The sequence below is a fragment of the Salinimicrobium catena genome (assembly GCF_900102915.1).
GTDB lineage: Bacteria > Bacteroidota > Bacteroidia > Flavobacteriales > Flavobacteriaceae > Salinimicrobium > Salinimicrobium catena.
The window spans coordinates 594482-619264 of the sequence record NZ_FNGG01000002.1 but is presented as its reverse complement, the minus strand read 5'-3'; the positions used below and the strand labels follow the sequence as shown (position 1 = coordinate 619264).

At 46.0% G+C, this 24783-nt stretch carries 26 protein-coding genes; 21 read left to right on the top strand and 5 right to left on the bottom strand.

Going from position 1 to position 24783, the window contains the following annotated elements:
* Nucleotides 1-105: 105 nt before the first annotated feature.
* The 11 genes from BLS64_RS07300 to BLS64_RS07250 all read left to right on the top strand — a co-directional run bounded on the left by BLS64_RS07300 (nt 106) and on the right by BLS64_RS07250 (nt 8695).
* Nucleotides 106-636: a GNAT family N-acetyltransferase gene (locus tag BLS64_RS07300; RefSeq protein WP_093112834.1), complete on the top strand. Its 531-nt coding sequence runs from the start codon at nt 106-108 to the stop codon at nt 634-636.
* Between the two features lie 71 nt (nt 637-707).
* Complete coding sequence (locus tag BLS64_RS07295) at nt 708-2588, top strand: S9 family peptidase (protein ID WP_093112971.1); 1881 nt, start codon at nt 708-710, stop codon at nt 2586-2588.
* A gap of 124 nt (nt 2589-2712) precedes the next feature.
* The gene (locus BLS64_RS07290) at nt 2713-2895 is read left to right on the top strand and encodes a hypothetical protein (RefSeq protein WP_093112833.1); all 183 of its coding nucleotides are present in this window, start codon (nt 2713-2715) and stop codon (nt 2893-2895) included.
* Nucleotides 2896-2907: 12 nt separating this feature from the next.
* Entirely contained in the window at nt 2908-3384 is a 477-nt protein-coding gene (locus BLS64_RS07285; protein WP_093112832.1) for a hypothetical protein, read from the top strand.
* A gap of 33 nt (nt 3385-3417) precedes the next feature.
* Entirely contained in the window at nt 3418-3879 is a 462-nt protein-coding gene (locus BLS64_RS07280) for a CD225/dispanin family protein (protein ID WP_176763444.1), read from the top strand.
* Nucleotides 3866-4246: a DUF2752 domain-containing protein gene (locus tag BLS64_RS07275; RefSeq protein ID WP_218124604.1), complete on the top strand. Its 381-nt coding sequence runs from the start codon at nt 3866-3868 to the stop codon at nt 4244-4246. Before BLS64_RS07280 ends, BLS64_RS07275 begins: the two co-directional genes overlap by 14 nt.
* Nucleotides 4247-4256: 10 nt before the next feature.
* Nucleotides 4257-5090, top strand: coding sequence for an alpha/beta hydrolase (locus BLS64_RS07270; protein WP_093112831.1), 834 nt, complete (start codon nt 4257-4259; stop codon nt 5088-5090).
* 73 nt (nt 5091-5163) lie between these two features.
* Nucleotides 5164-5793, top strand: a complete 630-nt coding sequence (locus BLS64_RS07265; RefSeq protein ID WP_093112830.1) for a cation transporter — start codon at nt 5164-5166, stop codon at nt 5791-5793.
* A gap of 17 nt (nt 5794-5810) precedes the next feature.
* Nucleotides 5811-6347 (top strand): 2'-5' RNA ligase family protein, encoded by a 537-nt coding sequence (locus BLS64_RS07260; RefSeq protein ID WP_093112829.1) that lies wholly within the window; start codon nt 5811-5813, stop codon nt 6345-6347.
* 76 nt (nt 6348-6423) lie between these two features.
* Nucleotides 6424-6618, top strand: coding sequence for a YgaP family membrane protein (locus tag BLS64_RS07255; RefSeq protein WP_093112968.1), 195 nt, complete (start codon nt 6424-6426; stop codon nt 6616-6618).
* A 76-nt stretch (nt 6619-6694) separates the two neighbouring features.
* Entirely contained in the window at nt 6695-8695 is a 2001-nt protein-coding gene (locus BLS64_RS07250) for a monovalent cation:proton antiporter family protein (protein ID WP_245693390.1), read from the top strand.
* Between the two features lie 37 nt (nt 8696-8732).
* On the opposite strand, the gene BLS64_RS07245 is transcribed toward BLS64_RS07250, so the two are convergent.
* Nucleotides 8733-10835, bottom strand: a complete 2103-nt coding sequence (locus BLS64_RS07245) for a multicopper oxidase domain-containing protein (RefSeq protein WP_093112827.1) — start codon at nt 10833-10835, stop codon at nt 8733-8735.
* Between the two features lie 288 nt (nt 10836-11123).
* On the opposite strand from BLS64_RS07245, the gene BLS64_RS07240 reads away from it, so the two are divergent.
* Entirely contained in the window at nt 11124-12809 is a 1686-nt protein-coding gene (locus BLS64_RS07240) for a formate--tetrahydrofolate ligase (RefSeq protein ID WP_093112967.1), read from the top strand.
* A 415-nt stretch (nt 12810-13224) separates the two neighbouring features.
* On the opposite strand, the gene BLS64_RS07235 is transcribed toward BLS64_RS07240, so the two are convergent.
* Nucleotides 13225-13668 carry a DUF2267 domain-containing protein gene (locus tag BLS64_RS07235; protein ID WP_093112826.1) on the bottom strand — a complete coding sequence of 148 codons (444 nt, stop codon included), beginning with the start codon at nt 13666-13668 and terminating at the stop codon, nt 13225-13227.
* Between the two features lie 242 nt (nt 13669-13910).
* Between BLS64_RS07235 and BLS64_RS07230 the strand changes: the two genes are divergently transcribed.
* The 9 genes from BLS64_RS07230 to ftsH all read left to right on the top strand — a co-directional run bounded on the left by BLS64_RS07230 (nt 13911) and on the right by ftsH (nt 22163).
* Nucleotides 13911-15368 carry a RimK family protein gene (locus tag BLS64_RS07230; protein WP_093112825.1) on the top strand — a complete coding sequence of 486 codons (1458 nt, stop codon included), beginning with the start codon at nt 13911-13913 and terminating at the stop codon, nt 15366-15368.
* The gene (locus BLS64_RS07225) at nt 15365-16615 is read left to right on the top strand and encodes a carboxylate-amine ligase (protein WP_093112824.1); all 1251 of its coding nucleotides are present in this window, start codon (nt 15365-15367) and stop codon (nt 16613-16615) included. The genes BLS64_RS07230 and BLS64_RS07225 overlap by 4 nt, the downstream gene beginning before the upstream one ends.
* A 15-nt stretch (nt 16616-16630) precedes the next feature.
* The gene (locus tag BLS64_RS07220; RefSeq protein ID WP_093112823.1) at nt 16631-17314 is read left to right on the top strand and encodes an N-formylglutamate amidohydrolase; all 684 of its coding nucleotides are present in this window, start codon (nt 16631-16633) and stop codon (nt 17312-17314) included.
* A gap of 67 nt (nt 17315-17381) precedes the next feature.
* Nucleotides 17382-18416 carry a hypothetical protein gene (locus tag BLS64_RS07215; protein WP_093112822.1) on the top strand — a complete coding sequence of 345 codons (1035 nt, stop codon included), beginning with the start codon at nt 17382-17384 and terminating at the stop codon, nt 18414-18416.
* 92 nt (nt 18417-18508) lie between these two features.
* Nucleotides 18509-18952, top strand: a complete 444-nt coding sequence (locus BLS64_RS07210; protein WP_093112821.1) for a YbhB/YbcL family Raf kinase inhibitor-like protein — start codon at nt 18509-18511, stop codon at nt 18950-18952.
* A 3-nt stretch (nt 18953-18955) separates the two neighbouring features.
* Complete coding sequence (locus BLS64_RS07205; protein ID WP_093112820.1) at nt 18956-19141, top strand: hypothetical protein; 186 nt, start codon at nt 18956-18958, stop codon at nt 19139-19141.
* A 1-nt stretch (nt 19142) separates the two neighbouring features.
* Complete coding sequence (locus BLS64_RS07200; protein ID WP_218124603.1) at nt 19143-20183, top strand: zinc-dependent alcohol dehydrogenase family protein; 1041 nt, start codon at nt 19143-19145, stop codon at nt 20181-20183.
* Nucleotides 20184-20246: 63 nt separating this feature from the next.
* Nucleotides 20247-20915, top strand: a complete 669-nt coding sequence (locus tag BLS64_RS15325; RefSeq protein ID WP_245693389.1) for an ATP-dependent metallopeptidase FtsH/Yme1/Tma family protein — start codon at nt 20247-20249, stop codon at nt 20913-20915.
* Nucleotides 20916-20918: 3 nt separating this feature from the next.
* Nucleotides 20919-22163 (top strand): ATP-dependent zinc metalloprotease FtsH, encoded by a 1245-nt coding sequence (gene ftsH, locus BLS64_RS07195; protein WP_305367224.1) that lies wholly within the window; start codon nt 20919-20921, stop codon nt 22161-22163.
* Between the two features lie 53 nt (nt 22164-22216).
* Here ftsH and BLS64_RS07190 read toward each other — a convergent pair whose 3' ends face one another.
* Genes BLS64_RS07190 through BLS64_RS07180 form a run of 3 tightly spaced genes read right to left on the bottom strand, consistent with a single transcriptional unit; the run spans nt 22217 to nt 24781 of the window.
* The gene (locus tag BLS64_RS07190) at nt 22217-22630 is read right to left on the bottom strand and encodes an OsmC family protein (protein WP_093112819.1); all 414 of its coding nucleotides are present in this window, start codon (nt 22628-22630) and stop codon (nt 22217-22219) included.
* A gap of 37 nt (nt 22631-22667) precedes the next feature.
* Nucleotides 22668-23723, bottom strand: a complete 1056-nt coding sequence (locus BLS64_RS07185) for an NAD(P)-dependent alcohol dehydrogenase (protein ID WP_093112818.1) — start codon at nt 23721-23723, stop codon at nt 22668-22670.
* Nucleotides 23724-23734: 11 nt separating this feature from the next.
* Nucleotides 23735-24781: an LLM class flavin-dependent oxidoreductase gene (locus BLS64_RS07180; RefSeq protein ID WP_093112817.1), complete on the bottom strand. Its 1047-nt coding sequence runs from the start codon at nt 24779-24781 to the stop codon at nt 23735-23737.
* Between the last annotated feature and the right edge of the window lie 2 nt (nt 24782-24783).

Here is a 24783-nt window from a genome sequence, read left to right as displayed (position 1 = left end):
ACAAAGGGGTGAGTAAGGATCAAAAGTTTAGCTTGCTTAGAAACCTGCTTTTTGCAGGCCCAGTAAATTATTGCAAATCGCTATCTTCGTTTTAAGTTGATTGGCATGAATTACAAAACTTTTGAAACAGAAAGGCTCCTCATACGGCCTGTAGAAGAGGAGGATGCCGAATTCATTCTGGAGCTGCTCAATACCCCTAAATTCCTGGAACTTATCGGGGACCGGGAGGTGCGTACGGCAGATGAAGCTAAGCAGTACATTCGTAAAAAAATGCTGCCGCAACTGTACCGGCTGGGCTTCGGAAATTATGCCGTTGTGCGAAAGACAGACGGGGAGTTACTGGGTACCTGTGGGTTGCATGACCGTGAAGGCCTGGAAGGGGTAGATATCGGATTCGCTTTTCTTCCGCAGCATGAAAGAATGGGCTATGCCTATGAGTCGGCGCTACGGCTGAAGCAGGCTGCCCTGGAGAATTTCGGGATAAAACAGATCCTGGGGATCACCTCAAAAGCCAACCTGGCCTCCCAGAAACTGCTGCTGAAATTGGGGCTTAAATTCGAACGTACCATCACCCTGCCCAATGAGGAGGAGGAGATCCTGCTGTACAGGTTCAGCGTAGAGGAGGAGGAAGAATAAATCCTGAAATACCGGTTTTTTCAGCCTTCCTGCTTATCTTTATGACCGTTAACAACCAATCTTTAGAAATTATGAAAAATATATACCTGTTCCTGCTCTTTTCGGGACTTTGTTTTACGGCCACTTCACAGGTCATGACCCCTGAAAAACTTTGGGAACTGCAAAGGGTTTCCGCAGTAGGCCTTACAGAGGATGGGACAAAAGTGATCTTTACCACCCGTACCTATGACGTGCAGGAGAACAAGAGCAGTTCAAAGACCTTTGTGATCCCGGTGAAAGGCGGCGATCCTGTGCAGGTGAGCAGCTATGACAGCATTTACAGGGATAAACACCTCTCGCCCTCGGGAAAATATAAAGTGATCCCAAAAGAAGTGGAAGTGCACCCGGTGACGGGACAGGATTTCTACCCGGAAATGGAAAAGTCTGAGGTCTACATTTACGACGACCTGAATTACAGGCATTGGGATAAATGGGAAGACGGCAAGTACAGCCATTTGTTCGTGCAGGACGTTTCCACGGGCGAGGAATGGGATATCATGAAGAGCGAACCTCATGACACACCCCTGCAGCCGTTTGGCGGCCCGGAGGATTACACCTGGAACAATGACGGCAGCAAACTGCTCTATGTTTCCAAGAAGCTAAAAGGAAAGGAGTATGCCGTGAGTACCAATACTGATATTTACGAGTACGACCTTTCTGCCCGCAGCACCAAAAATCTTACAGAAGAAAATAAAGGCTACGATACCAGCCCGGCTTACTCAAAGGACGGAGTACTGGCCTGGCTGCAAATGGATGAGCCGGGTTATGAATCTGACAAGAACGACATCATCCTGCTTAAAAAAGGGGAAAAGGTCAACCTGACCAAAGACTGGGATGGTACCGTAAGCAGCTTCCTGTGGAGCAGTGACGGCAAGAAGATCTATTTCACAGCCCCGGTAATGGGAACCAAACAATTGTTCCAGATCAACACTTCCGGAAAAAACGGAGTAAAACAGATCACCGAAGGCCAGTTCGACATCACCGGCATGGCCGGGCAGGTAGGAGAGACCATGGTGGTGACCCGCACCGATATGAACCATGCCGCCGAGATCTTCACCGTTGATCTGCGCAACGGAAAAATGACCCAGCTTACCCACGTGAATGATGAATTTTATGATGGAATTGAGCTGAGCAAGGTGGAAAAGAGGATGATCCCTACCACCGATGGCAAGGAGATGCTCACCTGGGTGATCTATCCTCCAGACTTTGATCCGAATAAAAAATATCCAACCCTGCTATACCTGCAGGGCGGCCCACAATCACCCTTGTCGCAGTTCTACTCTTTCCGATGGAACTTTCAGCTTATGGCAGCCAATGGGTACATAGTGGTGGCGCCAAACCGTCGCGGAATGCCGGGATATGGAGTGGAGTGGAATGAACAGATAAGCGGTGACTGGGGCGGCCAGAACATCCGGGATTATTTATCGGCCATTGACGAGGTAGCCAAAGAGCCATTTGTGGACAACGACCGGATTGGAGCCGTTGGTGCGAGCTATGGAGGATATTCGGTGTTCTTTCTTGCCGGAAATCACGAAGGCCGCTTCAAAAGTTTCATTGCCCACGACGGGATCTTTAACACCCGCAGCATGTACGGCACTACCGAAGAACTGTTCTTCGTGAACAAGGACCTGGGCGGACCTTACTGGCAGGAAAATGTTCCGGAATCTTACACCGAGTTCAACCCGATCAATTACGTTCAAAACTGGGATACGCCTATCATGATCGTGCAGGGCGGGAAAGACTTCAGGGTGCCGATAGGTCAGGGGCTGGAAGCTTTTCAGGCCGCGCAGCTGAAAGGATTAAAGAGCAAGTTGTTGTACTTCCCTATGGAGAACCACTGGATACTCACCGCGCAGAATGCCATTATTTGGCAGCGGGAATTCTTCAAGTGGCTGGAAGAAACCCTGAAATAAATGAAGAACAGGACCTGCCCGAATTGCGACTAAAGTCTACTCTGAAAATCTTCGTGCCTTCCGAAGGAAAAGAAGAAGAGGCTAAGAGCCGGTAATTCCTTATTTTATAGGGAAAATGAGAGATATGGAAAAGAATAAGATAATTAAGATAATACTTCTGGTGTTGGTAATATTTTCGTTTACGTCCTGTCGGCTGGGTGAGATATTAAGTGAGGCAGACCCGGAGACAAAGTCAGAAATTGAAAAAAAAGAGTCCGTTCCGCAGAACGAGGAGATAGATAATGACGCGCAGGGAGCCGGAATGTAATTATTAGAAATTATGGAATATTTTACCCTGGCGAGGGTACTGCATGTACTGGCGGTAGTGTTATGGATAGGAGGGGTGGCCATGGTCACCACGGTCATTATCCCAGCCGTAAAAAGAATGAGTTCAAAAGAGGAACAGATCGAAACCTTTGAACGGCTGGAGGGGCGTTTTTCCCTGCAGGCAAAAATAACCACCCTCATCACAGCAATTACAGGCTTTTACATGCTGCATGTGCTTAACGCCTGGCAGCGGCTGCTGGACCTGCGCTATTGGTGGCTGCACGCCATGATCCTGGTGTGGCTGCTTTTTACTATAGTACTGTTCGTGCTGGAACCCTTTTTTCTACACAAGATCTTCAGGAAATACGCGTATAAAGACCCAGAAAAAGCTTTCAGGATCATGCATCGAGCTCATTGGGTACTACTGCTGTTAAGCCTGGTAACCATATTCGGGGCTGTGGCTGGAAGCCATGGCTGGTACCTGTTCTAAAAATTACTATTTTAGAAGTCTTATAACTAATCAATGAAAAATTATTACTATTCTGATGGTCTTACCACTCACGGACCATTTTCCCTTGAAGAATTAAGAGCGAAAAAACTCAGCCGAAACGCCATGGTACGCGTGGAGTCTTCGGAAAAATGGCTTCCTGCCGAACAGTTTCCCGAACTGGAAGGCAGTTTTGGAGAAGAACCTGTTGCCGCATCACCCATTTACAGCAGAGAGACTGCCAATGTACCCATGCCGCGCACCTGGTTCGTGGAATCTATCCTGGTGACTATTTTTTGTTGTCTGCCCTTTGGTATCGCCGGAATTGTCAATGCTGCAAGGGTAGAGACCAAATACAATTGCGGGGATATTGCCGGTGCTCAAAGAAGTTCTGAAGAGGCGGGGAAATGGACACAGATAGGCTTCTGGATCGCCGTTGCCGGTTTCGTGATCTATTTGGCCTTCTTAGCTGTTGTCTTTGCGCTTGACCGTTACTAAAATAGGGAAGTGGGGAGGGCTTCTTCTTTTGGGATTGCTCCTGCTGGTGATCTACGGAAGTTTTGACCCTTCGGAAAGCGGGTATTTTCCTGCCTGCCCCTTTTATTCCGTTACCGGGCTGGAATGTCCCGGCTGCGGCTCCCAACGGGCCTTGCATCAGCTGCTGAAAATGGAATTTTTGAATGCCTTTAAACAGAATGCCTTGCTGGTGATCGCCATTCCTTATGTGCTCTTCGGGTTTTATCTTGACAGGCTTGCGAAACCTTCGGAAAAGACCTATACCTGGAAAAGGAAGTTCTACGGAAAAAAAGCCATTTACCTGGTGCTGGGCATAATTTGCCTTTTCTGGATCTTCCGGAATTTATAAAAATTGAAAAATGAGGAATCTTATACTTTTTATTTTCGCCTTAAGTTGTTGTTCAGGCTTTGCCCAAAGCACCGCCTCTGCTAACGTTTCTACTTTTGAGATTGAAGCTCCGCAATTGGATACCATTAAAAAGATATGGGTGTACCTGCCCGAAGCTTATGCCACTTCAGATAAAAGGTATCCGGTGCTTTACATGCACGACGCGCAGAATCTTTTTGACGCGAGTACTTCCTTCGTGGGGGAGTGGAAAGTCGATGAGGCTCTTGATTCCATGCAGCAACCGGAGGTGATCGTAATTGGGTTGGAGCATGGCAATGAGAAGCGGATAGAAGAATTAACCCCTTTTCCCCATGAAAAATATGGCGGAGGTAAAGCCGACGCTTATCTCGAGTTTTTGAGATTAACTCTGAAGCCTCACGTGGACGCTAGTTTCAGAACCCTGCCCGAAGCTGAAAACACCGCTATAATGGGATCTTCCCTGGGTGGACTGGTCTCCTTTTATGCTATTCTGAAGTATCCGGAAACCTTTGGCAGCGCCGGGGTTTTCTCGCCTTCTTTTTGGTTCAGCGAAGAGATCTTCAAAGCGGCAGATTCCGCTGAGATCGATCCAAAACACCGGTTTTACTTTTTAGGCGGTACAGCCGAAGATGAAAACATGGTCTCCGATCTTAGACACATGCAAGAACTGTTAAAAGCCAAAGAGATTCCTGTAAATAATTTAAAGCTGGAGATCATTGAAGGCGGGAAGCACGATGAAGTTTTTTGGAGAGAACATTTTCCTGCAGCCGTAAAATGGCTTTTTGAGGAAAGATCTTCCTCATTGATCTTCAGGATCAAGAATTAAAATTAACATCCTGAACCTTAGTATGTTGCTTACAAGTCATTAGCTTATTTTGTATCTTTAAACAAAAGGGGTTATGAAGGCGAAGGAGAGGTTTTTCTTTAGACTCGCATACGGCCTTGCGGTCTTCACCATCGTCTACAATATATTTGAAGGGATCTTTTCCTTATATTTTGGGCTTGAAGGAGAAAGCGTTACGCTTTTTGGTTTTGGTGTGGACAGCTTTATCGAAGTGGTCTCTGGTATGGGCATAGCTCATATGGTGCGCCGCATAAAAAGGAATCCGCAGGAAAAGAGAGGTCATTTTGAACGCAAGGCATTGCGAATCACCGGTACGGCTTTTTATTTCCTGGCCCTGGGACTAACCTTTGTAAGTGTTTTCAATATCATAATTGGGCACAGGCCAAAGGCCACTTTTTGGGGGGTGATGATCTCGGTATTTTCAATAGTGGTGATGTGGGCCGTAGTACTGGGTAAGAAAAAGGCTGGGGAAAAACTGCAGTCAGACGCCATTCTTGCCGATGCTTACTGTACTCTGGTGTGTCATTATATGTCTATGGTACTCTTGCTAAGCAGTGTGGTGTATGCGGTGACAGGCCTGGGCTATATTGACAGCCTGGGGGGGCTTGTTCTTGCCTGGCTCGCACTTAGGGAAGGCAAACGCTGCTTTCTTCGTATAGGCAGTGAACGGCCTTTGTTGTTCTAACAATTTAAATTTTTCCTATGCCACTTTGTTTTATCGCCCTTGTGCCGCCGGAAGATTTAAAAGAAAAAGTGAGATCCCTAAAGGAAGAGATACACAGGAAATACGGTGCAAAAAGAGCTTTGAGATTACCTGCACACATAACTTTGCAACCTCCGTTCAAAATGGAATCCTCGAGATTACCGGTGTTGCACAATACCATCAGGGAATTTGCCCTTGCCAGGCACGCTTTCCCACTAAAACTTGAAGGCTTCGGGGCTTTCCCGCCCCGGGTGATCTATATTGATGTGGTAGATCCCGGTCCATTAAAAAGTTTGCAAAACGAACTTTTAAAGGTGCTGCAAAAGGACCTGCTAACCCGGGAAGAGAATCTGCGAGAGTTTCATCCCCATATCACCCTTGCCACAAGAGACATTGCCAGAAATAGATTCAAGGCCGTCTGGGAAGATTTTCGGAACAGGGAATTTGATGAAACCTTTATAGCAGAAGGGATCTATCTTTTTCAGCATAATGGCAAGACCTGGGATATAAGCACGGAATTTACATTCGGAAACTGATTTTATGATCTCGATCAGTGTATAGGGTTTTTAAATGCCATAGGTTTGGGTGCTGAACCTCTTTAAGCTTCTCTTCATGGAAAGAAACATTGGAATTCCCGATAAGATCATAAGGATATCCCTCGCTCTTGTCATTACCGGATTGCTTTTCAAAGGGATCATCCCAGAATCCCTGGCTCTTATCGTGCTGGTGCCGGCGGGTATCTTCTTGCTCACCGGCTTATTTGAATATTGTCCGCTGTATACTGCTTTTGGAATAAGGAGCAGATAAAGGAACATATCTGCATAGGCACCAGTAAATTAGCTCGTAATATTCCCTGAAAAAGCCTTATTTTTAAGATGTCACATTGAAGTCTACACCGCCTATGGATTTTCCTTTACTACAGGACATCGTCATCTTACTCGGTTTTTCTGTAGTGGTCGTATTCGTGCTTCAAAAGATCAGACTGCCGAGTATACTCGGGTTTCTTATCACCGGTGTCATTATTGGACCCTACGGCCTGAGCCTTATTGAAAACCCCGAACAGGTAGAGGTCCTTTCAGAGATAGGGGTTATCCTGCTCATGTTCGTGATAGGTATGGAACTGACGGTAAATCAGCTGGCTTCCATAAAGCGCACGGTGCTCTACGGGGGCTTTCTGCAGGTGGGGCTTACCATTACAGTGGCTGCAGTAGTATATTATTTCCTTGGTTTTCCGTGGAATGAATGCGTTTTCATAGGCTTCCTGTTCTCACTTTCCAGTACCGCAATCGTCCTTAAGATCCTGCAGGATCGCAATGAGATCTCAGCGCCGCATGGCCGTACCGCCCTGGGCCTGCTTATTTTCCAGGATATCATTGTGGTGCCCATGATGCTTTTTACACCCATCCTTGCGGGCGGGGCAGTAGATATGGGCAGAGAGATCCTTTTGTTGCTGCTCAAATCTGGCCTGGTAATACTACTCACCTATATCGGGGCAAGATACATTGTGCCCCGTGCCATGTACGTGATCGCCAAAACCGGTAGTAAAGAGCTGTTCCTTCTTTCTACCATTACTTTGTGCTTTGCCGTTGCTTTTTTAACGGCTTCAGCCGGACTTTCACTGGCTTTTGGAGCTTTCCTGGCCGGGTTGATCATTTCTGAATCTGAATACAGTTTTCAGGCCACCAGTACCATCTTGCCCTTTCGAGAACTTTTTATCAGTTTCTTTTTCATATCCATAGGAATGCTGCTGCAGTTGGATTTTTTCGTGAAGAACATGGGCTTGATCCTGATGCTTGTCCTTGTCGTTTTCTTTGTTAAAGGAACTATAGTAGCCCTGGTCACGGCTATTCTAAAATACCCGTTGCGAACGGTGGTATTAACGGGCCTGGCTCTTTTTCAAATTGGTGAGTTCTCTTTTATTTTATCCCGAATCGGCCTTGAAAGCGGTCTTCTCACCCGAACAATGAACCAGTATTTTCTTTCGGTTTCTGTACTATCCATGCTAATCACACCTTTTGTGATTATTTTTTCTGATAAGCTTTCGAATTTTATTCTCAATTCCCCTCTTCAAAAACCATGGAAAATGATCATAAAGAACCCGAAGATGGAAGACCGCTCCACCTTGAAGGATCTTGATAATCACCTGTTGATTGTAGGTTACGGGATCAACGGAAGGAACCTGGCGCGGGCAGCGCGTTTCGCCAAAATCCCTTACGTGATCCTGGAACTCAATGCGCAGATAGTGAGACAGGAACGTATGAACGGCGAACCTATCTACTACGGTGACGCGGTACACGAACATATCCTGGAAAGGGTAAAAATGAAGAAGGCCAGGGTAGTAGTGGTGGCCATATCAGATCCGCAGGCAACTAAGATCATCGTTGCCAATATCCGGCATCTAAGTCCATCGGTCTATTTGCTGGTACGAACCCGTTATATAAAGGAAACAGAAAACCTCCTGGCCCTGGGTGCAGATGAAGTGATCCCCGAAGAGTTCGAGACTTCGGTAGAGATCTTCTCCAGGGTACTCTCCAACTATCTGGTGCCTGTTGATGACCTCGAGAACCTGGTCGATAGAATAAGGGCCGATAATTACAAAATGTTCCAGTCACAGAAAAGGGTTTCCAGGACCCTTACCACACCAAAGATTCCCGATTTTAAGATCACCTGCGTAAGGGTCATGGCCGATGCCGGGGAAGTAGCGGGAAAGACCATCAATGAAATTGACGTGAGGAAGAAATTTGGAGTGAACGTGCTGGCCATTAACCGCAAAGATGAAATGATCAATAGTATTACTCCAGATCAAAAGATCCTTAAGAACGATCTGGTTTTCATAAGCGGGGATCAGGAGCATATTGACCACTTTTTTAAGGCAGTTAATTAAAGGTGATCCGGCTGTTAAGAAACAGCCGGATCAACAGCTATTCTACTACGATCAATTTTTCATAAGACCTGCCATCATCTGTGCTTATTTTACAAATATAAGTTGACCCGGGAAGGCCGCCTCTGTCGAACATGACCTCGTAGTTCCGGTCTGTGGTTATTGATCCCTTAAATGGTGTTGCCACAATTTTTCCTGAAAAATCGTGGATCTGTATGATCACTTTCGAAGCTTTCCTGAAACTGAATCTGATTCTGGTCACATCTTTCACCGGGTTGGGTGAGATCTCAAATTTTTCAATATTTTCCTCCGAAAGATCTTTTATGAAAGTGCTAGAGGTTTCAAATGTATTGCCAACTGTGGCCACTTCTTCGGTTTTTTTAATAACTTCAAATGGCCTCATCATGTCATAGTCCTCATGAGAGAGGATATGGCAGTGCCACACGTACAGACCTTCCTTGTCGAACAAGGCCCTCACCCGGGCGACTTCTCCAGGGTAGACGATGAAAGTGTCTTTTCTTCCGGCATTTCCGGCTGAAGGGGGGTTGGGCTGTCCCAGGAGTTTAATGGAATCTGGATCGCCTTCCACAAATTTTTTTGTATTGAATTTCTGAGTGTTTATTACCTGAAAATGTACCAGATGCAGGTGAATGGGATGAGCATCTGCAGTAGTGTTATAGATTTCCCACTCCTCAACAGTATTCAGTTCCGGTTTTTCGGTCACCTCAGCGGTAAAGGGCAGCCGTCCTTCTTCAGCAGTTCCAAGCATGGGCTTTAAACGGCCGTATTCATCTGTGCCCTCAAACAGGACCAGCTTTCTTTTACTTACGGCTTCTTCCACTTCAAATGCTGCCGGCCTTAGGTTATGAGGAATGACGCTTTCGTCAACACTTCCTTCTTCCATGGGCAATACCACTTTGAAGGCCATGATCTGTCCGCTGGTTTGAGGAGTAGGGGTGGTCCCGAACGGAAATGGGGAACGGGCATTGTTCTTTAATATAAGGGTTTGTCCCCATAATCCTGGATCTGAAAAGTCCACGATCACATCCAGTCTTTCCCCGGGACCTACTAAAAGTCGGTTTCTTCTTACCGGTTCTGCCAGTAAACCTCCATCTGAACCTATCTGATAAAAAGTGATGCCTGGAAGAAACAGGTCATAAAAGCGGGAATCAGATCCGTTCAGCAGGCGGAGGCGGTATTTACGTGGCTCTACCTCCAGGAAAGGCCATGCCTTTCCATTGACCAGAATAAAATCACCAAACATTTCAGGCAGAACGGTTACTCCGTCTGTATTCAAAGGTTTTTCTAAAGGATCTTCCAGCTCTTCCACTTTGTAAGGGTAGTAAAGTTCTCCGTTTTCGTAAAACCTGCGGTCCTGGATCACCAGGGGGATCTCATATTCGCCTGAAGGCAATCCAAGATTTTCTTCCCAGGAATCCCTCAGAATATAGAATCCTGCAAGGCCTGCATATACATTTAGGCGGGTAATGCCCAGGGTATGGTCATGATACCATAAAGTGGCAGCTTCCTGATCATTATGGTAGGTAAAAAGACCACCGTTGTCATAGAACTGCGGCCCTGTTTCCATCAACCCAGGAGTGTACCAGGCTTCGGGGTGCCCGTCACTGGCGGCTTCAGAATGTCCTCCATGCAGGTGAGTGATAGAGGGTATGCCGCTAAGGAATTTTACTGCATGGCCCTCATTGCCATTTTCTGAATTGCCATTAACAGATCCGGCCCAGTGTATGGAGGGATCTATTCTAAAAAGATGTTTTTCCAGTACGTTTCCCTTTGGCAGGTCATTTACCCATTTTACCTGAATTTGAGTTCCGGTAGTGGCTTCAATGGTAGGCCCAGGATAACTGCCGTTATAGCCCCAAACTTTTGGTTCGAATTCTGTTGGCTCGGAATGGGAAAGTGTTGCCGGGTCAAAAACCCCTAAACCCTGTGTAAATTGAGAAAGCGTGAGCTCATGATAAGTTCCGGTAAGAGTAGCCGGAAAAGGAAGCGGATTCACGAATTTTGGCTGCGACAAGGGATCTAACTCCCCCGGCTCTAAATGTTCCTGGCCTGTTGATGGTATTGTAAAGCTCAGGCTGAGAATTAGAAGCGTCAGGCTTCGTTTGAGTAATGAAGTCTTCATATTGTTGCAAATTAATAGGTTACAGAACTTTTGGGAAGGCGGTACTGCGGGGAAGTAGATTCTGAAGATATTAACCGGAATAAAAATAATACATGACTAAAGTCATATTGCACAAAAAACAATTAACTGGTAATCAGTTATTTGTGAGATTTAGTAAAAGATCCTGGAACAGTGAAATATTCAGGAATTACTGACTCCCGTCATAATTTAAATGTTGTGTTTTCTCTTACTTTGATCCAGAAACAGGAAGTTAATCCACAGCGGCGTTTGTGGGAAACAAACAGAATTATGAAAAACACCAAACCCTTAAATGATCTGGAGATCGCTCAACAGGTAGAGCTGAAACATATAACCTTAATTGCAGCAAAACTTGGTCTTGATGCAGATGACATTGAAATGTACGGTAAATACAAGGCGAAGATCCCGCTTAATAAGATCGATAGAGAAAAGGTAAAGACGGGAAATCTTATCCTGGTTTCTGCTATTTCTCCAACCCCTGCAGGGGAAGGTAAGACCACGGTTTCCATAGGTCTTTCTGAAGCGCTTAACCGCATTGGAAAAAAGACCACTGTGGTTCTGCGGGAACCTTCTTTAGGTCCGGTCTTCGGGATCAAGGGAGGAGCAACGGGAGGCGGATTCTCGCAGGTGCTGCCTATGGAAGATATCAACCTTCATTTTACCGGGGATTTTTCAGCAATAGAAAAGGCACACAACCTGCTGGCAGCTTTAATCGACAATAACCTGCAGAGCAAGACAAATAACCTGGGGCTGGATGCCCGGACCATTTCCCTGAAAAGGGTGATGGACGTGAATGACCGCTCCCTAAGAAATATCGTGATAGGCCTGGGAGGAACAGGATCTGGTATACCCCGTGAAAGCGGATTTGATATTACGGCAGCGTCAGAGATCATGGCCATCATGTGCCTGGCTGAAGACCTGGAAGATCTTAAACGTCGCCTTGGAAATATTTTTGTAGGCTATACTTATGATAAGAGGCCGATTTACGCAAGAGACCTGCAGGCTGAAGGTTCTATGGCCGCCCTGCTGAAGGATGCGCTTAAACCTAACCTGGTACAAACCATAGAAGGTAACCCTGCGATCATCCACCTCGGACCGTTCGCGAACATCGCCCAGGGAACGAATTCTGTGATCGCTACCCGTATGGGCTTGAGCCTTTCAGATTATACCGTGACCGAGGCGGGATTTGGATCTGACCTGGGGGCAGAGAAATTCCTTGACATCAAATGCCAGAGTGCAGGTCTTGCACCTAAAGCCATTGTGCTGACCACAACCATAAGAGCTTTGAAATATCACGGTGGCGCTCCTTTAAGCAGTCTCACCACTCCAGATGTGGAGGCGTTGAAGAAAGGTTTGCCTAACCTTGAAAAGCATCTTGAGAACGCCCGTCTTTACAACATCACCCCGGTGATCGCTATCAACAAGTTCATAAGTGATAGTGAAGAAGAGATCGAAGTGATCAGAGAGCTGGCAGAGAGGATGCAGGTGAAAGTAGCCGTTGCCGATGGCTGGGCCCGTGGGGGAGAAGGCGCTATTGAACTGGCTGAAAAGGTTGTGGAGGTAGTAGAGCAAAGTGAGGATGAATTTACACCGCTCTATGACTGGGATATGGATGTTATCACTAAGATCGAGACCATAGCCACCGGAATTTACGGCGCAGAAAAAGTGGAATTCGGTCCAAAAGCCAAAAAGGATCTTAAGACCATCGCCAACCTCAAGTTGGATAATCTGCCGGTATGTATCGCGAAAACCCAAAAGTCACTGTCTGATGATCCCACGCTGCTGGGCAGGCCAAAAGGTTTTACCCTTACCGTTAGGGAGATAGAGATCGCAGCCGGGGCAGGCTTTTTAATTCCTATTACAGGAGACATGATGAGAATGCCTGGCTTGCCGGGGCATCCTGCATCAGAAAGAATTGACATAGATCAAGAAGGAAATATTTCGGGGCTAATTTAAGAGAGCAAGATCTATATCCTTTTAAGAACGGGAGTCCAATTATTGGATTCCCGTTTTGGTATAAAAAATAAGCAGGAACGAATAACGTTCCTGCTTATCTGAGAATTTAAACCCTTATGTAGCTGTATAGGAAACTATTACATTACCGGCAAGCTAAACTGGCGTTCTCTTTCTCTCAATTTCAATGATTTTAAAAGTAATTTTTGCCCCCCAGTAAAAATTACCCGATCATCGATTTCGAAAATTTACAGTTAAATCATCATACGATGTCCAACTGTTTTGCTATTCCAAAAGTAAAAGATATTTTATTTTTTCAAAACTTCAATTTATTGATTAACAGAAATTTGTGATTAAGAATAATCAATATGAAATGAAATGTGAAAAAACAATGAAGACTATTAAATTCTTATTAATCCTAGCTTACCAGTTCCTGTAGTTCTTTGGGCATCTGTTCCTTAAGCTGTTGGAGCTGTTCATCGTGCATGAAACGTTTCAGGGAATGTATAGTAATGGCTATGATCTCTTCTGTAGATTTGTTCCAGGGGAAATCTTCCTCACCATACTGCCGCTGGATGGCCTTCACTTCTTCCTTCATCTCATCAATGGTATGGAATTTCTTCGGCGGATGTTCAGAATATTTCCAGTCCTCTACATATATTCCCTTTAGGATCATGGGTAAAGGAGCGATAAGTTGCATTGATTCTCCCAGGTGTATCCTGTCTCTTATGCAATGCATTACCGCCCGCCAAATGATCAAAACCCGTTCTTTTTCATCTGGATGCCCAAGTTCTTTTGCCAAAAAGTTGATGTACTCATGTGCGTCCTTTGCAAATTTTTCAAAATTCAGATTGGTTGCCATAATTCTGTCATTTTTAGTTCAACTCTCAGTTTCTGTTTTTTCTTCGGAAATCATTCATTTTTCGAAGAACACATTTCTCGTGAAATGCACTATTAAATTACTAAAAATCAATGTTTTATTAAAAGGTTTTTATATCCATCTTTTGTTTTTCAGATCAGCAAAAAAATAATTCTGAAGCAGCAAATTATTTTAGAAAAGGGATTGATTTTTCATCTAATTTTGATCAACTATTTAAAACCTGAATGAATAAATATTTAGTTGTCAATAATCCCGCGCATTGGAACTTTACCCTTGAAAACATGAAAGTTATCTCGGCCCGGGAATACCTCACCCACCCCGGATTTTCCAAACTTAAAAAAGCCCGGATCTTCAATCTTTGCAAAGATTATTCATACCAGTCCAAAGGCTACTATGTTTCTTTACTGGCAGAAGCACGCGGACATTTGCCGATACCTACTGTGAAAAACCTGGTAGATCTGCGGGAACCAAGGCTGGTAAAGATCGTGTCAGATGAATTTGACGATCTTATTCAGAAAAGCCTTAAGGCTATAAAATCTCCCGAATTCACCCTGAGCATCTACTTTGGACAAAACGTGGCCCAGAAATACAGGGAACTGAGCGCGATGTTCTACAGGCACTTCCAGATCCCTTTCTTAAGGGTGAGATTTCAGTATACCAATAAATGGAACATAAGGTCAATAAAAGCCCTTTCTGAAGCTGAAATTCCTGAAGAGCACAAGGCCCTCATGCATAATTTCGCGGAAGAGTACTTTGCTAAAAAACGTTATGACACACCCCGCAACAGCAATTTTGAATATGACCTGGCCATTCTGGTACAACCGAACGATCCGGCCCCGCCAAGCAATCCGAAGGCCTTGAAGAAGTTCGCCGAACTGGCTGAGAAAATGAACTTTTATGTGGAATTCGTTTCACCCAAGGATCTCTCCAGACTTTCGGCCTTTGATGCCCTTTTTATTCGCCAAAGTACCGAGGTTAATAATGAAGCTTATGCCTTTGCGCGCAAGGCGCAGCAGGAAGATATCGCCATCATTGATTATCCCGATGCCATCCTGAAGTGCTGCAACAAGGTCTTTATGGCCGAAGCGCTTGAAAATGCCGGAATACCCACGCCAAAGACAGTTATTGTACATAAGGAGAACAAGAACAAGGTGATCCAAAAGACCGGATTACCCCTGGTGCTGAAATCTCCCGACTCAACCTTTTCCTTTGGGGTGAAAAAAGCGGAAACAGAGGAAGAGTATGAAACGCTCGTAAAAGCTATGCTGAAAAAATCTGAGCTGGTCATCGCGCAGGAGTTCTCCCCGTCAGAATATGATTGGAGGATAGGGATCCTGGATGAAAAGCCATTCTATGCTTCAAAATATTACATGGCAAAAGATCACTGGCAGATATACAACTGGGATGCCAGTAAAAAAGATGACCGCGATGGCAATGCAGATTCCCTGCCTATTGAAGAAGTTCCCGAAAAGGTGCTGGACGTGGCGCTTAGATCGGTCAAAATTATGGGAAAAGGCCTGTACGGTATCGATGTGAAAATGGTGAATGGACAGCCGATGGTCATTGAGATCAACGACAACCCTAACATTGATTTTGGGGTGGAGGACGTTTATTACGGGGATAAAGTATATCTTGAGATCTTAACTGCCCTCAAGAACAGGCTTGAAAAGAAACAGGAATGAGCTACCATTTATTTGAAGTTTACGGCATAGAACTGGAATATATGCTGGTGCGTAAAGCTGATCTTTCTGTGAACCCTATTGTAGACCAGTTGCTCACTAAAAAACACGGCTCCTTGACGTCAGACGTGGAGAATGGGGCAATAGAGTGGAGCAACGAGCTGGTGGCGCATGTGGTGGAGATGAAGACCAATGGTCCCACTGCCGATCTGGAGCATCTTGGAAGCCTTTTCGCAGATAACGTGCGAGAGATGAACGCGCTTCTCGCCGATCTTGATACCGAACTGTTGCCAACGGCCGCTCACCCGTTGATGAATCCTGAAAGGGATATGAAGCTATGGCAGCACAGCTACAGTAAGATCTACGCCCTGTATCACCGCATCTTTGACTGCCGTGGGCACGGTTGGAGCAATGTGCAGAGCATGCACATCAATCTGCCTTTTTACGATGATGAGGAATTTGAACGGCTCCATGCCGCAGTGCGATTGCTGTTGCCAATAATACCAGGTTTGTGCGCCAGTTCTCCTGTTTTTGAAGGCAAGTTTACCGGCTATAAGGATGCCAGAATGCAGGTATACAAAACGAACCAAAAGGAGATCCCGCAAATGACCGGAAAAGTGATCCCCGAGCAGGTATTTTCCCGCGGGGACTACTTTGAAAAAATATTCAAACCTATCAATGAGGCGATAAAACCTTATGATACGGAGAATATCCTGGACCACCATTTTTTAAATTCCAGGGGAGCGATAGCGAGGTTTGACAGACACGCGATAGAGATAAGGGTCATTGACCTTCAGGAATGCCCAAAAGCCGATGTGGCCATAGCTGTGTTCCTCGTAGAGGTGCTTAAGGTGCTGGTGAGCGAAGAACTGGTGTCTCTTGAAGATCAAAAAAAGTGGCATGAAGATGAGCTTTTTGAGATCTTTGACGAGGTGGTCAAAGATGCCGAGGATAGCATCGTGAACGATCTGCCCTACCTGGCACTGTTCGATCTGCATAAGCCGGTTGTGGTGAAAGAGATCTGGAAGAAGCTTTACTTGCGGGTAAAAGAAAATATTTGCGAAAATTACCGGGAAGCCATCGAGGTAATCCTTGACCAGGGCAGCTTGTCTACCAGGATCCTGAGAAGTCTGGGGCCAGAACCTTCCGAAGAAAAGATCAGAGAAGTTTACATGGAACTGGGCCGCTGCCTGCAGGAAAACAGGATGTTCTTACACCTTCCGGTTGAGCCGACCTTCAGGAAGAACTAAATCTCAAAATACTGATTGAAACTCATCCTCACCTGCGAACATGCCGGGAACGAAGTTCCGGCGAAATATTTGCCGCTGTTCAGGTCGGCCGGGGAAGTGCTTGGTTCTCACAGAGGCTATGATCCTGGCGCTCTTCAGCTGTTTAACGAGCTAAAGGAGCTTGCAGTGTTTGCCAAATATAGCACTATCAGCCGATTGTTGGTTGAGCTCAATAGATCTTTGCACCATCCTCAGCTGTTCTCAGAATTCACTAAAGAATTGCCTTCCGAAGAAAAAAAGGAGATTCTCGAGAATTATTATTTCCCATACCGAAATGAAGTAGAAGAAAATATAAGAGGTTTGATCCTTTCCGGGGAGAATGTGCTGCATCTTTCCATCCATTCTTTTACGCCCTGGCTTCATGGAAAAGAGAGAAATGCCGATGTAGGGCTGTTATATGACCCTGCCCGAACATTTGAAAAGGAAATCTCCCGGGATCTTAAGGCGTTTTTGGTAAAGGAAGATCCTGAGCTCAGGGTGCGGTTCAATTATCCTTACCTGGGAAAAGCGGATGGGTTCACTACTTATCTTCGGAAGAAATTTCCGAAGCATTATACAGGGATAGAAATAGAGGTGAATCAGAAATACTCCCAAAAAAGGTTTTTTGCCGAGCGCATGAAAAAGATTTTTCACAAGACTGTGACCGAATTCTTGGATTAAAAGAAAGATTCTCATTTTTCATGACATTGGTCGTTGAAAAGGCGTTAGAGATATCCTAATTTTAGGAATGGTACAAAGCGAAACGATCATTCTGGAAGCAACGAGCACCTCGAAAAAAGTGGCTTTTTTGAGCGATCCCGAGACATATCCGGAAAATCCACACAGCATTGAAGTCATTGAGACCCACATGTCTTTGCTCTTTCTTACGCCTACTTTGGTCTTCAAGCTCAAGAAGCCGGTCAAATTTGACGCTATAGATTTTTCTACTCCGCAGGCCCGCCACAGGAATTGCCTGGAGGAACTAAGGCTTAACAGAGAACTGGCAAAAGAGGTTTACCTGGAGGTCTTGCCATTGAGTCTGGACAAATTCGGAAAGCTAAATCTTGACCGCAGGGGGAAACCGGTGGACTGGCTGGTGAAGATGAAACGGCTTGATGAAAATAAGCTGCTGAATCATGTTCTAAAGACAAAGCAGGTAGATAAGAACCTACTATCAAAAGCCGCGAAGAAGCTGGTCTCATTTTATGAGTCCAGAGAAGCGATCTTATTTGAACCTGAGGATTACCTGTTGAGACTGGAAAAGAAGACCACAGCCATCTATGAGGAACTTCAAGATCCGCAATTTGGTCTATCCCGGGAACTGCTCACCAGGATCTTCGACAAACAGATGAAATTTCTTCGGGAGCACAAGGCTCTTTTCAGCAAAAGGATAAATAGAGGTGTGATCGTTGAAACGCATGGTGACCTAAAACCCGAACACATTTGTCTGGATGAGGAACCGGTGATCATTGACCGCCTTGAATTCAACCGGGATCTGCGGATACAGGACATAGCTGAAGAACTCGCTTTTTTGGCCACCGAATGCGAACTGCTGGGTAGTGCGCAGACGGGAGAGCTCTTTTTTAAAATTTATCAAAGGCACAGCGGGGACAAAGTTCCGCAGGCATTAAAGAATTATTACAAAAGCAGGCAGGCGTTTCTTAGGGCGAAATTTGCCATTTGGCACTTGCGGGAAGCGAGGTACAGGGAGGAACTCAAATGGAGGATAAGAACAGATCGTTGCCTGAAACTTTCCAAACTCTACGCAGATCTTTTGGACTGAAATAACCGTATTCCATATAGGATGACAAAACTCATTGAAATTCTGTTCGTTAAGAGCTAATTTTCTCATGTTATTAATATAATTGAGAGGTTATGGTGGCAACAATTAATTTGAGCAGCAAAGTATTTTCTGCGGGTGACGAGATCCCTTCCAGGTACACCTGTGACGGGGAAGATGTGAACCCGCCCCTGACGATAGGAAAACTCCCGGACAAGACCCAGAGCCTGACACTCATCGTTGAAGATCCCGATGCCCCGATGGGTACCTGGGACCATTGGCTGGTCTGGAACATTCCTCCCGCCGGTGAAATACAGGAAGACAGTATTCCCGGAACTGAAGGAAAAAATTCATTTCATAAACACCATTATGGCGGACCCTGCCCGCCTTCAGGGACCCACCGCTACTTTTTCAAAATTTATGCGCTTGATTCCCGGCTTGACCTGGGAGCTGATACCGAAAAAGAGGCTCTGGAAAAGGCGATGACCGGTAAGATCCTGGGCCGTGGAGAGATCATGTGCCTTTACAGTAAAAAATAGAAGATGAAAAAGCTAGACCAACAACCAAAAGACCCGCCTCGCGAACCTCCGTTCACAATGCCCGAAGAACCACCCACCACGGTTCCTCCGGAAAAGCAGCCTGATCCTGTGCCGGAGGATCCGGAGCCTATAGGACCCGAGATCCCGGGGCCACCCGACCCAGAAATTCCGAATGAAAATCCGCTGTAAAATGGAGCTGATGAAAGCTATGGTGTTGGACGGGGTTAAAGACCTGGAGAAGTGCGGGGAGCCGCTACGATTGGCAGAGCTTCCGGTTCCGGAACCGGGAGAGGGAGAGGTTTTGATAAAGGTCAAAGTGTGCGGTGTCTGCCACACTGAACTGGATGAGATCGAAGGCAGGACCGCGCCTGCTTTCTATCCCATTGTTCCTGGGCACCAGGCGGTAGGAAAGATCATAAAGACAGGAAAAGGGGTAGATGAGAGTGAACTTGGAAAAAGAGTGGGAGTGGCCTGGATCTTTTCCGCCTGCGGAAAATGCCGTTTTTGCAGGGAGGGCAGGGAGAATTTATGTGATGATTTTAAGGCGACGGGAAGGGACGCACATGGAGGTTACGCCGAATATATGACAGCTTCGGCGAAATATGTTCATTTGATCCCTTATGCTTTCTCAGATGCCCAGGCAGCACCCCTGCTTTGCGCGGGTGCCATTGGTTACCGCTCCATCCTAATTTCGGGACTTAAAAATGGAGAGAATCTCGGACTTACCGGTTTCGGAGCCTCTGCCCACCTGGTCTTCAAAATGGTCAAAGCCCGCTATCCTGATTCCCCGGTTTATGTTTTCACCCGCAGTGAAAAAGAGCGAAAATTCGCCCTTCAACTGGGAGCTGATTGGGCAGGAGGAATTTCAGATATTTCTCCCGAAAGAATGCACAAGATCATTGATACCACTCCTGCCTGGGAACCCATGGTACAAGCTTTGGGCAACCTTGAAAAGGGTGGAAAACTGGTGATCAATGCCATTAGAAAAGAGGTAAAGGACAGAAACTCCCTTTTACAGCTTGATTATCCACAGCACCTGTGGCTTGAGAAGCAAATTCAAAGTGTGGCAAACGTTACAGCTAACGATGTGAAAGAGTTTCTTCAATTGGCAGCCGGGGCAGGAATAAAACCCGAGTATCAGGAATTTTCATTGGAAAAAGCAAATGAAGCCTTACTGGAACTTAAAGGGGGTAAGATAAAAGGTGCCAAAGTTTTGCGGATTTCTGAATGATCAATATCATTTAAAAATAGTCTGAAGTAGGTGATATTTGTAAGGAGCCGTAATTGAATTACCATGCCTCTTGACCAGAATAATACACCAAAGTCTACTCCTCCTGCGAGGAGGCCGCATCTGGGCTGGTTATACATTATCTTCTTCGGAACCTTCGTTTGGTTATGGTTATTTAACCGGCAACCTGCCATTCCTGAGATCTCCTGGAACGAGTTTGAGCAAGAACTCCTGGTGAAAGGGCAGGTGGATAGGCTTGATGTGGTGAACAATCAGAGGGTAGAGGTTTACCTGAAAATGCCGGTGGAGGAAGCTTCCGAAGAGGAAGATACAAAAAGCCTTTTCGAAAGTCAGCAGCAGGCTACAGGTCCACAGTACTTCTTCAATATTGGTTCTGTGGAAGTCTTCCATGCCCAACTGGAAAAAGTCATGGAAACAGCCGCAATTGAACCGGTAAATGTTACTTACAGCACGAGGGAAAATTGGGGGTGGGAGATCTTTTCCTGGCTACTTCCTCTTGCCCTTATTATCTTATTCTGGCTCTTTTTGATAAGGAGAATGTCTTCCAGGATGAGCGGGGATTCTTCCATGATGAAATTCGGGCAGACCAAAGCCCGGGTGCTGGAGCAGGGTGAGCAGAGCCAGGTGACCTTTAAAGACGTCGCCGGACTAGAAGAAGCCAAAGAGGAGATCTTTGAGCTGGTCAACTTTTTAAAGGCACCAGACAAATACTAGAAACTGGGGGCAAAGATCCCCAAAGGAATTCTCCTTTTAGGACCTCCCGGAACAGGAAAGACGCTTTTAGCCAAGGCTGTTGCAGGCGAAGCAGGAGTTCCGTTTTTCTCCCTTTCAGGTTCTGAGTTCATTGAAATGTTCGTGGGGGTGGGCGCGGCCCGGGTAAGAGACCTCTTCAAAAAAGCTAAAGCACAGACGCCAAGCATTATCTTCATTGATGAGATCGATACCATTGGACGAGCCCGCAGCGGTACCTCTGTCTTCCACGAGAGCGATGAACGCGACAGTACGTTGAACCAGCTGCTGGCTGAGCTGGACGGTTTTGGTACTAACACGGGAGTGATCGTGCTCGCTGCCACCAACCGGGGTGATATACTCGACCCCGCTTTGTTAAGGCCGGGAAGGTTTGACAGACATATTCAGCTGGAGTTACCTAACCAGACTGAAAGAAAGGCCATTTTTGAAGTGCACATGAAGCCCCTGGCTTTGGATGCTGATGTGGACGTTGGCATGCTGGCAGCCCAAACTCCCGGATTCTCCGGGGCAGATATTGCCAATATCTGTAATGAAGCTGCTCTTATCGCGACACACCGGCAGAAAGAATTGATCCAAAAACAGGATTTCCTGGACGCTATAGACAGGGTGATAGGAGGTATGGAAAAAAGGAGTAAGATCATCTCTCCTGAAGAGAAAAAGAGGATCGCTTTTCACGAAGCAGGTCATGTCACCACTTCCTGGTTCCTGAAACACGCGCAGCCGGTGCATAAAGTTTCTATCATACCCAGGGGGAAATCTTTGGGTTCTGCATGGTATTTACCCGAAGAGCATCAGATAGTCACCAAATCTGAATTTTTTGACGCGCTGTGCACAGCCTTGGGCGGACGGGCTGCAGAAGAGATCTTTTTTGAAGAGATCTCCTCCAATGCCGTAGATGATCTTGAAAAGGCGACCAAACAAGCTTACAGCATGGTGATGAACTACGGATTGAGCGATGTGCTTCGGAACCTGAGTTTCTACGATTCTACCGGAAAACTGCGGCAATCCCTTCATAAACCCTACAGCGAGAAAACGGCTGAAAAGATAGATGAAGAAGTGCAGGCTATAATAGACAAGGCTTTTGCAACTTCTAAAGAGATCCTTACTACACACAGGGAAAGGGTGGAAAACCTGGCCGCCCGGTTAATGGAAAAAGAGACCTTGCAAAAAGAGGAAATCAAAGAAATTCTGGGAGAGCGGGTCACCGCATAAAAAAACGGGAGCCTAATGAAGCTCCCGTCTATCTTTTCTGGTGTCTACTTCTATTACTCGTTGAGTGTAGCGTCCACAGAAATATCAGCATTTAATAATTTTGAAATAGGGCAGTTCTCTTTGGCCTTGTTCACCAGTTCATGGAACTGGTCGCGATCAATGCCCGGGACTTTGGCTTTTAAGGTGAGATGGGAACTGGTCACGGTGCCGCTTTCAAGGGTTACTTCGGCATGAGTTTCAAGTTCCACCGGATTATGACCTTTTTCTCCCAGGTAGGCGGAGAGCTGCATGGTAAAACATCCCGAATGGGCTGCGCCAACCAATTCTTCGGGATTGGTACCCTTTTCGTCTTCAAAACGCATTTTATAAGTATATGGCGTTTGTTCAAGTGCGCCACTTGCAGTTGATAATTGACCTTTTCCTTCTTTTAATGTTCCGTGCCAAACGGCGGTAGCTTTTCTTTTCATTTTTATTGGTTTGGTGTTTGGATTAAATTTAATGAATTTATTCTTCTTTTAGCGACTTCATGTCAATTACAAAGCGATATCTCACGTCTGATTTAAGGGTGCGTTCATAAGCCTCATTGATCTGGTCAATATTGATCATTTCCACTTCTGAAACTATTCCGTGTTCGGCACAATAATCGAGCATCTCCTGGGTCTCTTTGATACCACCTACCAAAGAACCTACCAGGCTTCTTCTTTTCATGATCAGCTGGCCTGCCTGCACTTCAGAAGGTTTAGGGGGTACGCCTAACAGTACCATGACTCCGTTGGTTTTCAGCAGGGCCAAATATTGATTGTAATCGTGCTGAGCAGATACTGTATCTATGATCAGGTCGAAGCTGCCCGCAAGGCGTTTCAAAGTTTCTTCATTTGTGGTAAGTTCAAAATGGGCCGCACCCAGATCTGATGCGTCTTTTTCCTTTTCGGGAGAGCGGCTGAGCATGGTGACTTCAGCTCCCATGGAAGAAGCCAGTTTTACGGCCATATGTCCCAGGCCTCCCAGGCCTACCACACCAACTTTGTCGCCTTTTTTTACGTTCCAGTTACGCAAAGGGGAATAAGTAGTGATTCCTGCGCATAATAAAGGTGCAACCGCGTTCAACGGCAGTTTGTCTGAGATCTTCAGAACAAAATCCTCTTTGACCACAATATGAGTGGAATACCCGCCATAGGTGATCACATCTTTGTCCAGCCTTGAAGGCGAATTATAAGTGGCTGTAGGACCATTTAAGCAATATTGTTCCTGGTGCTCTTCACAGTTTTCGCAATGACCGCAGGAATCCACAAAACAGCCAACACCCACGGTGTCTCCTTCTTTGTATTTGGTTACTTCACTGCCAAGGCCGGTTACCTTTCCCACGATCTCATGGCCGGGAACAACAGGATACTGCGTTCCGCCCCACTCATTGCGGGCGGTATGTATGTCTGAATGACAAATACCGCAGTACAGGATCTCGATCTCAACATCTTCCGGCCCCGGTAAACGGCGCTTGATATTTAATGGTTCCAGTTCTTTTTCCGCAGCATGGGCTGCATAGGCTTTTACTTCTTTCATTTTTAAAATTTTTATTCAATAGGTGGTTGGGAGTCAAAAAACGGATCTTTTAGAGGTTCTTTTATTTCTGAAAGGATCTCGTAAGACCGTATACGGCTTTCATGATTAAAAATGTGAGAAACCGCCATGATCTCATCAACTTCTGTTTCTTTTATAAACTCCGAAAGCCGGTCTTCAATGGTGGTTTTTGAACCCACAAAGCTGTACTTCATCATTTGCGAGATCGCTGCTTCTTCGCCTTTGTTCCACAGTTCGCTTAAGTTATTTACCGGAGGTGGCATCGGCTTCCGCTGATTTCTGATGATCCCCAGGGCAAACAGCTTCTGACTGCTGGCCAGGAATTCGGCTTCTTCATCAGTTTCTGCCGCGATAACATTCACACATGCTATACTGTAAGGTTTTTTCAGGTTTTCTGAAGGTCTGAACTTTTCCCGGTAAAGTTGTAGTGCCTCCTGCAGATAAGCCGGTGCAAAATGACTGGCAAAGGCATAGCTCAATCCGAACATAGCCGCCAGCTGCGCGCTGAATGTACTGGAACCAAGCAGGTAGAGGGGAATGTCCAATCCCTCTCCCGGGATGGCACGAACTGCAGCATTTTTATTGGCTGCTGAAAAATACTTTTGCAAGGCAGCGATATCTTTTGGAAAATCTTCTACGGTCTCTGTACGTCCTCTCCTAAGAGCGGCAGCGGTCTGTTGGTCTGTTCCCGGCGCTCTTCCCAGGCCAAGGTCGATCCTGCCAGGGAATAAGGTTTCCAGCGTACCGAATTGTTCTGCGACCATTAATGGAGAGTGATTTGGCAACATAATACCACCCGAACCTACCCTGATGCGCGAAGTATTCGCCGCCACCTGTCCCAGAAGAACGGCCGTAGCCGAACTCGCCACACTTTCCATATTATGATGTTCCGAGATCCAGAAGCGGGTGAAACCAAGTTCGTCACAACGGTTCGCAAGGTCCAGCGTATTCTTAAAAGAATCTGCTATGGTATTACCCTTAATGACAGGTACGAGATCTAATACTGAAAGATCTATTTGCTGTAGGGGTTTTGGTGTCATAT